Source organism: Pseudolactococcus hodotermopsidis, from assembly GCF_011170085.1.
GTDB classification, from domain to species: Bacteria; Bacillota; Bacilli; order Lactobacillales; family Streptococcaceae; genus Pseudolactococcus; species Pseudolactococcus hodotermopsidis.
Genome location: NZ_BLLI01000020.1, coordinates 18841 through 31674, shown reverse-complemented (window position 1 = coordinate 31674; position 12834 = coordinate 18841). Strand labels below are relative to the sequence as shown.

General features: G+C 40.7%; 13 protein-coding genes. 1 reads left to right on the top strand and 12 read right to left on the bottom strand.

Features of this window, described 5'->3' with window-relative positions; all coding sequences use genetic code 11:
• Positions 1–188 precede the first annotated feature (188 nt).
• A complete protein-coding gene (locus Hs30E_RS04595) occupies positions 189–1076 on the top strand; it encodes a phosphodiester glycosidase family protein (RefSeq protein ID WP_172208341.1) in 888 nt (295 codons plus the stop codon).
• A gap of 52 nt (positions 1077–1128) precedes the next feature.
• On the opposite strand, the gene Hs30E_RS04590 is transcribed toward Hs30E_RS04595, so the two are convergent.
• From Hs30E_RS04590 to Hs30E_RS04535, 12 genes are all read right to left on the bottom strand, one after another.
• The gene (locus Hs30E_RS04590; RefSeq protein ID WP_172208340.1) at positions 1129–2085 is read right to left on the bottom strand and encodes an ABC transporter permease; all 957 of its coding nucleotides are present in this window, start codon (positions 2083–2085) and stop codon (positions 1129–1131) included.
• Entirely contained in the window at positions 2082–3161 is a 1080-nt protein-coding gene (locus Hs30E_RS04585) for an ABC transporter permease (RefSeq protein WP_172208339.1), read from the bottom strand. The genes Hs30E_RS04590 and Hs30E_RS04585 overlap by 4 nt, the downstream gene beginning before the upstream one ends.
• A gap of 2 nt (positions 3162–3163) precedes the next feature.
• Entirely contained in the window at positions 3164–4678 is a 1515-nt protein-coding gene (locus Hs30E_RS04580; protein WP_172208338.1) for an ABC transporter ATP-binding protein, read from the bottom strand.
• Between the two features lie 144 nt (positions 4679–4822).
• The gene (locus Hs30E_RS04575) at positions 4823–5881 is read right to left on the bottom strand and encodes a BMP family lipoprotein (protein WP_172208337.1); all 1059 of its coding nucleotides are present in this window, start codon (positions 5879–5881) and stop codon (positions 4823–4825) included.
• 125 nt (positions 5882–6006) lie between these two features.
• Positions 6007–6396 (bottom strand): cytidine deaminase, encoded by a 390-nt coding sequence (locus tag Hs30E_RS04570; RefSeq protein ID WP_172208336.1) that lies wholly within the window; start codon positions 6394–6396, stop codon positions 6007–6009.
• The gene (gene deoC / locus Hs30E_RS04565) at positions 6383–7048 is read right to left on the bottom strand and encodes a deoxyribose-phosphate aldolase (RefSeq protein ID WP_172208335.1); all 666 of its coding nucleotides are present in this window, start codon (positions 7046–7048) and stop codon (positions 6383–6385) included. The genes Hs30E_RS04570 and deoC overlap by 14 nt, the downstream gene beginning before the upstream one ends.
• On the bottom strand, positions 7045–8334 hold the full coding sequence (locus tag Hs30E_RS04560; RefSeq protein WP_172208334.1) for a pyrimidine-nucleoside phosphorylase: 1290 nt from the start codon (positions 8332–8334) through the stop codon (positions 7045–7047). Before Hs30E_RS04560 ends, deoC begins: the two co-directional genes overlap by 4 nt.
• A gap of 150 nt (positions 8335–8484) precedes the next feature.
• Complete coding sequence (lepB, locus tag Hs30E_RS04555) at positions 8485–9042, bottom strand: signal peptidase I (protein WP_172208333.1); 558 nt, start codon at positions 9040–9042, stop codon at positions 8485–8487.
• A 163-nt stretch (positions 9043–9205) separates the two neighbouring features.
• Positions 9206–9427, bottom strand: a complete 222-nt coding sequence (locus tag Hs30E_RS04550) for a DUF2969 family protein (protein ID WP_172208332.1) — start codon at positions 9425–9427, stop codon at positions 9206–9208.
• Positions 9428–9492: 65 nt separating this feature from the next.
• Positions 9493–9816 (bottom strand): thioredoxin, encoded by a 324-nt coding sequence (gene trxA / locus Hs30E_RS04545; protein WP_371864138.1) that lies wholly within the window; start codon positions 9814–9816, stop codon positions 9493–9495.
• A 230-nt stretch (positions 9817–10046) separates the two neighbouring features.
• Complete coding sequence (locus Hs30E_RS04540; protein WP_172208330.1) at positions 10047–11606, bottom strand: ABC-F family ATP-binding cassette domain-containing protein; 1560 nt, start codon at positions 11604–11606, stop codon at positions 10047–10049.
• Positions 11607–11991: 385 nt separating this feature from the next.
• A complete protein-coding gene (locus tag Hs30E_RS04535) occupies positions 11992–12750 on the bottom strand; it encodes a hypothetical protein (RefSeq protein ID WP_172208329.1) in 759 nt (252 codons plus the stop codon).
• Positions 12751–12834: the final 84 nt, after the last annotated feature.

Below are 12834 nucleotides of genomic sequence, written 5' to 3'. Positions count from 1 at the left end.
ACTTGATAACACGATACTTTTTCAATTCATTCACAGTGAGTAATATCCTTTTCATAAGTATTAGTTTAACATTTGGGACATTTTATGTTTCGACCTACTTAGGACATTATCACTTTCGAATGATAAAATTTAAAGATTTTGTTTGAAAAATATTTGACTTAACATTCAATTCATTATATAATGATAGCATGGAGACAAAACATTCAAACAAAAACGACAGTAAAATACTCATCTTTTCTCTTGGAGTACTCTTACTTGTCATCGCTGCTATTTTGATTATTAAACCTTTTAATAAAAAGGTGGCAGAGCAAAATGCACCTCTCAAGGTAAAGTCAACTCAAAGCGCTACCATCATTTCCTCTAGCTCAACTGTTGTAGTTGATGACACCTCGATCGTTGATAATACTGGCGATCCTGAGTGGGTAAAAGTCAACTCAAAAGGAGGGGGCAATAGATTTACCGATTTATCAACGGAAGAAATGACGATTTACAAAGCTCATAGTCCTCAAGTCCTCAAAACCTTGACTTCAACTCATCCGAGCTTACAAGTTTTATCTGATGTCATGGCGAAATATCCAGATGCCTTGATTATGAATGCCTCTGGCTTTAATATGGAGACTGGTAATATTACAGGTTTTCAGATTAACAATGGTAAACTTTTGACTAATTGGGGAGAAAACAAGCGTGCTTATGAGGCTTTCGTCATTAACAAAGATGGCTCATTGACAACCTACGATAGCACAACGCCAGCTGATGAAGTTCTCACAAATGGCGCTGCCCAATCTTATAGTTTTGGCAAAATTCTCATCAAAGATGGTGTTGTCGCTGAAGATGACGGTTCTGTTGACTGGATGATTCACAGTTTCATTGGCAATGATGAAAATAATAATATCTATGTCATGATTAGTAAAACATCTACTGGTTATGATAAAATCATGGCAACAGTTGCCGATTTTAAACTCACAAATTTTGTGCTTATGGACGGCGGCGGTTCATCTCAAATGGGACTTCAAGGTCAAATCATCTTGCCTAGTCAAGATGATCGTGAAGTTGGCGATTATATTGTTTTAAATTAAAAAATCAGCTAGAATTTGTGTTCAGAACGCAAATTTTAACTGATTTTTTAATTTATTTTGATTTAATATAATTAACACCATTTGCCTTAGGACCAGTTGATTTGCCAAGAAAAATGGCAAGAACAGCGATGGTCAGCACGTAAGGTGCAATTTGCAAGTAAACAATCGGAATACTTGAAATACCTGGCAACTGCGCCCCAACAACGGCTAAACTTTGCGATAAACCAAAGAAAAGACTTGCAAGCATGGTACCAATCGGATTCCATTTACCAAAAATCATCGCTGCCATGGCAATAAAGCCTTGTCCCGCAATCGTCGAACCGCTAAAATTAACTGAAATTTGCTGAGCAAAAACCGCACCACCGATACCACCAAGAAAACCCGAAATCATCACACCTGAATAACGCATGGCATAAACATTAATCCCAAGTGTATCAGCCGCTTGGGGATGTTCGCCAACCGAACGCAAACGCAAGCCAAATCGAGTTTTAAAAAGAATAAACCAAGCGACAAAAGCAACGGCAATCGAAACAAAACCAATCAAAGATGTTTGCTTGAAGAAAATTTTACCAATGACGGGAATTTTGCTCAAAAATGGAAAATCCCAGTAACCAAAACTCTGATGAATGTTATCCGTCTGCCCCTTGCCATAAAGGACTTTAATCAAGAAAACGGCAAGGGCAGGCGCTAGAAGGTTAATCACAGTGCCAGAAATAACATGATCTGCACGAAAATTAACGGTCGCAACCGCATGAAGCAAGGAAAATAGCACACCAACAACTGCCGCACACAAGAGTGCCACCCAAGGTGTCGCCTTACCAAAAGTATCAGCAAAAGTCAGATTGAAAACGACCGAGCTAAAAGCCCCCATGACCATAATTCCCTCAAGACCAACATTAACAACGCCGCTACGCTCGGAAAACGTCCCACCGATACTAGTAAAAATCAGCGGTGTCGCATAAATCAGCATGGATGACACTAAAATTTGAAACATGGTTGTCACGCTCATGAGTTGACTTCCTCCTTTTTACTTTCTTTTTTGGGCAATGTTGGCAAGATTTTCTCAATAACAAACTTAATGCCGACAAAGAAGATGATACTGGCAATCACGACATTAACAATTTCTGGTGGAATCCCTGTCACATTCATACCTGGCGCACCAATTTTGAGAATGGAGAATAAAAGCGCTGCAAATAAAATACCGACTGGTGAATTTTCACCAAGCAATGCAACTGCCATCCCATCAAACCCAATTGACATATTCGTACTTTGGACAAAAAAGTTTTGGAAAGTGCCGAGTCCGTCAACGACCCCCGCAAGTCCAGCCAAACCACCTGAAATGACCATTGACGTAATAATCGTGCGCTTGGCAGAAATACCTGCATACTCCGAAGCATTGGGATTAAGCCCCACAGCACGAATTTCAAAGCCAAGTGTTGTGCGTTTGAGCAGAATTGCAACGATAATCGTTGCGATAATAGCGATGAAAATACCAATATTTATCCGCGAATTGTTGGTCAATTTTGACAAAAAATCTAGTCTAAATGACGCATTATCACCGATTGCCATGGTCGAATCTTGCGAGGTCATCAACTTTTTAGGAAAAATATGGTGCGCCATATGTGTCGAGACAAAAAGAACAATATAATTCATCATAATCGTGACAATCACCTCACTGGTACCCAAAAATGCCTTGAGAACACCTGAAAGTGCCGCAATCAGCGCACCCGAAAACGCGCCAATAATCAAGAGCAAAGGCATCATAATCACACGTGACAAATCGGGATAGCTAAGCGCAAACCAAGCCGACATAATCCAACCAGCCAAGGCTTGACCCGACATCCCGATATTAAACATACCTGCACGCATTGCCACCGCAAAAGACAGCGCCGTTAAAACCAGCGGTCCCATGCTACGGAAAATTTCACCAATTGACTTAGCATTCCCAAAAGCCTGTGTCAGCAAATCTTCATAGCCCCAAATCGGATTATAGCCAAATGCCAACATGATGATTGCACCTAGCACAAAACCCGCTAACACAGCGATAATCGGAATCAGTCCTTTTCTAATATTTAGATTTTTCATACTCAAACTTTTCCTCCAACCATGAGAATACCAAGTTCCTGCTTTGTTGTTTCGCTAGGCTTGACAATGCCTTGAATCTTTCCATCATGAATAACAGCAATTCTATCTGAGACATTGAGAATTTCATCTAACTCAAAAGAAACAACAAGCACCGCTTTTCCCTCATCACGCGCCTGTATCAAGCGCTTATGAATATACTCAATCGCGCCAACGTCTAACCCCCGCGTTGGCTGACTGACAATCAACAAATCAGGATTCAAATCAATCTCCCGCGCAATAATTGCTTTTTGCTGATTACCACCAGACAGCGCCGAAATCGGCACAAGTTCACTCGCCCCACGAACATCAAATTCCGCCATCAAATCACGTGCATGCGCATTGATAACCTTATAATCTAAGATACCATGCTGACTAAGCGGTGTTTTATAATACGTCTGCAAAACGATATTTTCAGCTACTGTCATATCAAGTTCCAACCCATCACGATGCCGATCCTCAGGCACATGCGCCACCGACATTTCAGTGATTTGACGCGGACGGCGATTAGCAACGTTTTCGCCTTTAACTTTGATTTGACCACTCACGACATGCGTTAAGCCTGTAATCGCTTGAATCAGCTCGCTTTGACCATTTCCGTCAATGCCTGCCAGACCAACGATTTCACCTGCATGCACTTGCAAGTCTAGCGATTTGACAGCCTGTGTCCCACGACTTTCATTGACAACTAGATTTTCGATGTCAAGAACAACTTGACCAGGCTTAGCAGCACATTTTTCAGTGATAAATGACACGCTATGACCGACCATCATCTCAGCCAACTCTTTATTATCACGCCCCGCAACCTCAACCGTTTCAATTGACTTGCCACGACGAATAACCGTCACACGATTGGCAACAGCACGAATCTCATCCAACTTATGCGTAATTAAAATAATTGATTTGCCCTCTTTGACAAGATTTTGTAAAATCGTCATCAACTCTGCAATTTCAGCAGGTGTCAAAACCGCTGTTGGTTCGTCAAAAATCAAAATCTCAGCACCACGATAAAGGGTCTTTAAAATTTCAACGCGCTGTTGCTGACCGACACCAATATCGCTGACAAGTGCATCTGGCGTGACTTCAAGACCATATTTTTGCGACAATGCCAAAATATCTTGCTCAGCTTTTTTGATGTCAAGTGTCATGCCACGCATCGTTTCATTGCCAAGAATGATATTTTCCGTGACCGTAAAAGCATCCACCAACATAAAATGTTGATGTACCATGCCAATCCCTAGCTTACTAGCTTTAGATGGCGAATCAATCTTCTCAACTTTACCGTTGACAAAAATCTCGCCAGAAGTCGGTTCAAGCAAACCCGATAACATATTCATCAACGTTGATTTACCAGCACCATTTTCACCTAAAAGGGCATGAATCTCACCTTTTTGAACTTGCAAATTGATGTGGTCGTTAGCAATGAAATCACCAAATTTCTTGGTAACTTCGTGCATTTCGATAACATTTTGTCCTGTCATAAAATGTTCCATTCTATTTTTATACTTCATTATATCAAAAATTTTACTTATATAGCTATTTTCAATGAAATTATCATCAAAAAAATAGCGCAAAAACGCACTATTTTTTTATTAATACTTCGAGATATGCTCGTTCAAGTACCATTAATCTTCAGGAACTGTAATCTTGCCATTTTTAATGTCGTCACGTGCTGCATCAACAGCTTTTACCGCTTCATCAGAAAGATTATCATTGGCAAGGTCAACAGCACCTTCTTTGATACCATAAACAACATGCTTACCACCTGGGAATTTACCAGCAGCTGTTTCATCGTTGATTTTAATCAAGGCTTGCCCAACACCTTTAAGCGTTGAGGCAAGAACAAAGTTAGACGCTTTCCCATCTTTAGATGTATAGTTGCCCTCGTCTTTTTGGTCACGGTCAACACCAATAACCCAAACCTTATCTGCCTCAGCTTTTTCTTCGTTAAGCGCCTTCGCCTCAGAAAAGACACCCGCACCAGTACCACCAGCAGCTTGGAAAATAATATCTGCGCCCGCAGCATATTGCGCTGCTGCAATTGTCTTACCTTTTGCCGCATCACTGTATGAGCCAGCATAATCAACTTTTACTTTAATCGTTTTGTCAACAGAGGCGACACCTGCAATAAAGCCTTTTTCAAAGCGCAAAATAACTGGTCCTTCCATACCACCAACGAAACCGATTGTTTTCGTTTTGGTTGTTTTGGCAGCCGCCACACCAGCAAGATAAGCACCTTCTTGATCTTTAAAAGTCGCAGAGGCAACATTGTCTTTCCCCTCGATAATGTCATCAATCAAAACAAAATTAGTCTCTGCATTATTGGTAGCAGCCTCAGCAACCGCAGTATTCAAGTTAAAACCGATACCATAAACAAGCTTATAACCATTTGAAACTGCAGTATCAAGGTTAGTCGCATAGTCAGCCTCACTGGTAGATTGGTAGTAAGTATATCCCTTGTCTTTTGACAAGCCATTTTCCTTACCCCATTCCTGCAAACCTTCCCAAGCTGATTGATTGAACGATTTGTCATCAACACCACCAGTATCTGTGACAATGGCAACTTTCAAATCTGTTTTGCCATCAGCCGTTGATTTATCAGTAGCCTTATCACGACTACCACAAGCAACAAGGGACAAAGCGACAACCGCAGCCAAACCAAAACGAAATACTTTCTTGTTCATAATCATGTTATCCTCCAAATTAGCGCTCACCTGAGCTACTTCATTATCAAGTTTACAACAAATTCGACTTTTTAACAATATTTTGCCAATCATTTTTTGTTAAAATTATCTAATTGTTCGGTTTTTTACGTCAAATCTTTAAAATGATACGGTAAAAGGTCGCCAATCGTCGTTTTTTTGACTGTTCCGTCTTTGGAAAAAAGAGAAACGGGCATCTCATCTGGACAAAATTCTGCCAGAACTTGCCGACAAGCGCCACAGGGTGAAATAGGTTCATCCGTTTCACCATAGATACCAATTGTCTCAAAATCAGTGATACCACTGGACACCGCCTTAAATATAGCGGTACGCTCAGCACAATTTGTCAAACCAAAACTAGCATTTTCAATATTACACCCTTGAAAAACGAGACCATTTTTAGCAACAAGCGCCGCACCAACTGGAAAATGCGAGTAAGGCACATAAGCCACGCTCGCTGCGTTACGCGCTTGTTTAAAAAGCTCAGTATCCGCCATTTGCGTCCTTTCCTTCCATGATGTCAACGCCGTTTGATGTGCCAAGACGTGTTGCGCCTGCCTCAATCATCGCTTTGGCATCAGCGATTGAACGCACACCACCAGAGGCTTTCACACCCATATCTGCCCCAACTGTTTGTCGCATCAAGGCAATATCTGCTACCGTTGCACCACCTGTTGAAAAGCCAGTCGAGGTTTTGACAAAATCAGCCCCCGCACGAACAGCCGCTTCACAAGCCTTGACTTTTTCATCGTCCGTCAAAAGTGAGGTTTCAATGATAACTTTCGTTGTTGCAGCGCTAGAGACTGCGACGACAGCCTTGATGTCTGACTCGACAAGTGCCCAGTTGCCGTCTTTGGCTGCGCCAATATTGATGACCATATCGACTTCATCTGCCCCATTTTTGATTGCATCAGCTGCCTCGAAAGCCTTAACAGCCGAAGTATTAGCACCGAGCGGAAAGCCGATAACCGTGCAGACTTTGACATCTGTTTTAGCCAACTTTTCAGCCGCAAATGCCACCCAAGTAGGATTGATACACACACTCATGAAGTCATATTTGATTGCCTCATCAAGAATTTGTTGGACTTTTGCTTGCGGTGTGTCAGCTTTTAAAACCGTGTGATCGATGTATTTGTTTAATGTTGTCATTTGATAATCTCCAATATATCATTTATACTTATTTTCTCGTCAGAAATGCTGATATTATCTAGCAAAATTTGACTTTCTGTTACCACGTCAAAGGTTTCTTTGTTATAAAAAATTTGGAAAAGCGGGTCGCCAATTGCGACTTTATCGCCGATTTTTTTGAAAATGTGAATACCTGCATCTAAATCTAGGCTGTCTGACTTGACAGCACGACCAGCACCAGCACTCATGGCAAGTTTGCCCGCTGCCAGTGCATCAAACGCCGTAATATAGCCAGATTTTTGACTTTTAACGATTTTTGAAAATTTTGTCTCATGGATTGGTGTGTTGACTAATTCATCAAAATCGCCCTGTTGATGTGTGATAAGTGCTTTGAATTTGGCAAGTGCTGCGCCATTTGACAGATTTGCTAGAATCTCGTCTATTGATTTTTCCAAGCCAGCTAAACTTAGCATAATCTGTGCGATTTCAGCTATGAAATGTCTGAAATCTGCTGTGCCGCCACCTTGTAGGACTGCCAGACTTTCAGCAATTTCTAGCCGATTGCCAATAGCAGTGCCTAGCGGTTGGCTCATATCGGTAATAACAGCGATTGTTTTGCGCCCCACGGCATTGCCCAAATCAACCATGGTACGCGCAAGGAGACGTGCATCGTCGATATTTTTCATGAAAGCACCGCTGCCAACCGTCACGTCAAGCAAAATGCTATCTGCGCCCGCCGCAATTTTTTTCGACATAATCGAACTCGCAATCAAGGGAATAAGATCAACCGTCGCCGTCACGTCACGCAAGGCGTAAAGGAGCTTGTCCGCCTTGACCAAATCGTCCGACTGACCAATGACGGAAATGCCAATTTCCTTGACTTGCTTGACAAAATCGGTCTGCGACTGCTCAACTTGAAAGCCATGGATGCTCTCCAGTTTATCAATCGTACCACCCGTGTGACCGAGACCACGCCCACTCATCTTGGCAACTGGCACACCAAAACTCGCAACGAGTGGCGCTAAAATCAACGTTACCTTGTCGCCAACGCCACCAGTCGAGTGTTTATCAACTTTGATACCAGAAATCTCAGACAAGTCGATTTGCACGCCACTTGCGACCATGCTCATTGTCAAATCAGCAATTTCTGTCTTGGTCATCCCACGGAAATAGACCGCCATTGCCCATGCCGACATCTGATAATCTGGAATTTGATCGTTCGTGTAATTGTCTATCATCCAAGAAATTTCTGACTTGGTCAACTCATGACCGTCGCGTTTCTTTTGGATAAGTTCTGTCATTCTCATAGTTTATCCTCTTATTTTAATTTTACCATATTTTCAACTTTTTTACCGAATCAAAATAACATGTTGCAACTGTTTAAAGGGCTTTATAAAATCAGCGCTTTTTTTAATGTGACTAACATTTTTGAAAAAGAAAAAAGGCCTAGGAGTTTGTCAATCAGCATAGCCGTTTTCAATCTTTGCCTCGTCATTTTCAATAAAACCGAAATCGCTAAAAGGCGCATATCTGAAATCAAGTTCGCCTAAAATATCTTTTTTATCAATCGCACCAAATTTCCGACTATCATCTTCAACATCACGCGCATCATTTAAAATCCAGTAGGTATTTTTTGCCAACTTATCTTGACGAAAATCAGTCGTAAAATCGTCATCATGCGACAACAAAAATTTGGTTTGATTGTCTGCGATATAAGGTTCGTTGAGTATTTTTTCATTGACATAGACGATGTTATCCATGGCAACAACACTCTGACCTGGCATACCAATAATCCGCCCGATATATTTTTTATCTCCGTGGCGATAGGCAACCAAATCAAGATTGGTCAACTTGGTATTTTTGAAAGCGATAACCTGTGTATTCTTTGGCAAAATCGGTGCCATGTTATTATTATGAATACGAATTGGCTCCATAACAAAAAGACGCAAAATTGTAAGCACAGCGACTAAAATTAGACCAATCAAAATATTTAGATATAAATCTCTCTTAACCATTTTCTAAAACTTTCTAAAATAAAAGCGGTTTTCCGCCCTTTCATGTGTCCGCAATAAGCAACTAAAATACTAAAACATAAGATATAGACTCTTTTGTTACCACATTTTACAGCTCAGCAAAGTCTCTTGAGCTTACCTGCTTGGTATCTTTTCATTGCCAGTCTTATAAAGCAAGATTATAAGTCTTGATAGCTTCTTCCAAGGCTTCAGGATAATTTTTCATCGTCTTGATATATTTGCCATTGACCAAAACCTCGAAAGTCTCTTCACTCGTGGTTTCATCAGTTATATTTTTGATTTCAGCAACTTTTTTCTTACCAACTGTTAAAATCACGCCGTCTTTACTATCAGAAATCTGAATCTCTGTCTCTTTTTTCTTACTCATAACCCCATTATATAGAAAAACAACCAGATTTTCAAGTCTGGATGTTTTTTTAATTTTCTTGAAAATTAACCGTTAATTTCAGCTAAAATACCTTTAATTTGGTCTTTTGTATGCACGCCAGCAACTTGTTTGACAACTTCGCCATCTTTTTTGAAAAGCAAAGTCGGAATGCTCATGATACCAAAAGATTGCGGCGTTGCAGGATTATCATCCACATCCATTTTGACGATTTTGAGTTCACTTTCGTCAAGTTCTTCAGAAAGTTGGTCAAGAATTGGCGCTTGCATACGGCAAGGCCCACACCAAGTTGCCCAAAAATCAACAAGAACGACACCGTCTTTCGTTTCTTCTTGGAAAGTTGCATCCGTTACTTCGATTGCCATTTTTATCACCTCTTTATTGTTATAAGACTATTTTACCTTAAAAATGTCGGTTTGTCTCAAAATTTGCACGGAATCTTTTGACAAGAAAGAAATTTTTTGAGATAATAAAGGTGTTGGAGGCATTCAATTCAACATAGCGAAGTTAAAATAAGCTTTATGCGTAAGCAACTCTCAAAGAGTCGTCCTGTCATCGGGACTTTTTTTGTGTCAAAAATAAGGCTTACCGCCCTACTTCCCTAAACAACCTTAGTCGTCCACGCCTCGCAATCTACGATAATCGTTGCAATATCTTGATAAAATTCAGGTTCATGGCTAACCATTAGCACCGTACCTTTATAGGCTTGAAGCGCCCGCTTGAGCTCGTCTTTGGCAGCAACATCAAGATGATTGGTCGGCTCGTCCATGACGAGAATGTTGGTATCATGATTCATAATTTTGCCTAGGCGCAATTTTGACTGCTCGCCCCCGGACAGCACATAAACACGACTTTCGATTTGCTTGGTGCCAAGCCCACATCTAACTAATGCTGCTCGGACTTCCGCTTGATTCAAGGTCGAAAATTCATCCCAATATTCGTCCAAAACAGTCTTTTGACTTGGATTTTTATCTTCTTGGGCAAAATAGCCAATCATTTGAAACTCGCCTTGCTCAACTTCTCCCGACAAGCCCTTAATTTCTCCAAGCAATGATTTAAGCAAAGTCGATTTTCCGATACCATTTGAACCAGTAAAGGCAATTTTTTGCCCTCGCTCAACGGTCAAATTGATCGGACTTGACAAGGGTTCTGACGACTCATAGCCCAAAACCAAATTTCTCGCCTCAAAAATCAATTTACCAGACGTTCGGCCTAATTTGAAATCAAAACTCGGTTTCGCTTTTTCTTGAATTGTTTCAACAAAGTCCATTTTATCTAGTTTTTTCTGACGCGCTTTGGCTTGACCAGAGGTTGCCACATTAGCTTTTTTCTTGGCAATAAATTCTTTAAGTTTGGCTGCCTCGGCTTGTTGCGCATTAGCAAGCGATGTCAGCTGTTTTTTCTTTTCTTCAAATAAACGTTCAAAATTGTGATAATCGCCAACATAGCGATCAATTTTTTGCTGATTAACATGGTAAACGATATTGATAACATCGTTCATAAACTCAACATCATGAGAAATCAAAACAAAGGCATTTTCATAATTTTGCAAGTAATTTCTCAGCCAATTAATGTGTTCTTCATCTAAATAATTGGTCGGCTCATCTAAGAGTAAAATATCTGGCTTTTCAAGTAACAGTTTACCAAGAAGAATCTTCGTGCGCTGCCCACCCGAAAGGTCAGCGACATCCTTTTCAAGCAAGTCTCCAAGCCCCAAACCACGCGCAATTTCATCAACCTTAGCATCAATCAGATAAAAATCAGAATGATCCAAAGTATCTTGCAGTTCAGCTGCTTTTTCAAGTGCCACTGCCATCTCATCGTCAGGCATCTCACCCATACGACCGTAAATAGCATTCATCTCATTTTCAGCATCTAGCAAATATTGAAAGGCCTCAGAGAGCGCTTGACGCGTTGTTTTCCCCTTGCCAAGCACCGCGTGCTGATCCATATACCCCACTCGATGCTTAGTTGACCAAGTAATTTTCCCCTCGTCTGGCTGCAAATTCCCCGTGATGATAGCCATGAAAGTCGACTTCCCCTCACCATTAGCCCCAACAAAACCGATATGCTCGCCTTTTAGCAGCCGAAAGTTGACATCATCAAAAATCGCACGATCGCCAAAACCGTGACTTAGTTTCTGAACTGTTAAGATACTCATATTTTCTCCATTATTTTTAAAAGTGCTTTCTCTATTTTAACAGATTTTTGTGGAATAGAGAACTGATTTTGCAAATTCTTTACAATTCTATGACAAGAAAAGACGTTAAAATTGGCAATATTTGTCAGATAGTGAATTTAGGGCATCTCTAAAAACTCAGATTCGCCCATTTTTGTTAGCTCATAAAATCGCTAACAGAAAAAAGATGTGCACCTGCGGTTACTCGGTGCATGAAAAAATTGCTAAAATTTCCTTAGTCGTTGTCAATCCTCCTTGACTTGCACCAGCAAGCCTTCGTCGAATTTCCTAGCCTAAGAAAATTTTATCTAAAAATGAACAAAAGCAGTTTTTAGAGATGCCCTTTACTTTAATCTTTGAAAACGACCTAAAAAATAAAAGTCAATATCATACCTAAAACGAGCATAATAATTGTCAAAATCATCATCATACTAACAAAAATAACAAGAAAACCATTCTGTATATCAGGCGTTAATATGCCAAGCAAACTCAAAATCATAACAAGCAAAATCGGCGTAAAACACCCATGGAGCATCGAAAAAAAGTCGCTGTTACTCAAAGTAAAACCTGTCCCGATGATAATGACCGCAAGGACGAGGAGCGCAATCGCCCACCACGCAACGTCCTTGTCAATCGGGCTTAGAATCGTGCGAAACGTCGACTTGATATTCGCCAAAATGCTCTTGTTGTTGAAACCATGAACGATTTTCTGCATCGTTTTGGGAAACACGGCATAGTAAATCGCGCCAAGAACGCTACTTATGCCAACAACTGGCGCGAAACCTCCGAAAAATAGTCCCATTTGGTGCAATGGATTCAGTTTGTTATATAAGGGAACAACATATCCGAGGGTCGTTGCACCGTTTGGCGCTGTTTTTGGGGAAAACAACTGCACCTCTTGAAAGTGAATCGTGCCAAAACTGAAAATTTTCATGAAAAGCCAATGACTTCCCTCATGGATAATCGTTCCTGGCGCCAGAAATACTAAGCTTGGTCCCGAGCCAGAACTAACCACACCTTGCATGATACGACTGACTTGTCTGAGGATAAAAAAACAGATGATTGGGATGATAACCATTTTTAAAATTGAGATGCCTGTTTGTGTTGCGAGTTGTTTGGTGTTCATGTTAGAGTTGCCACTTTCTTTTGAAATGTTCTTCTCATTATTATATCTCAAATCTCGTTAAAACACCATTATCTAGTCTGATTA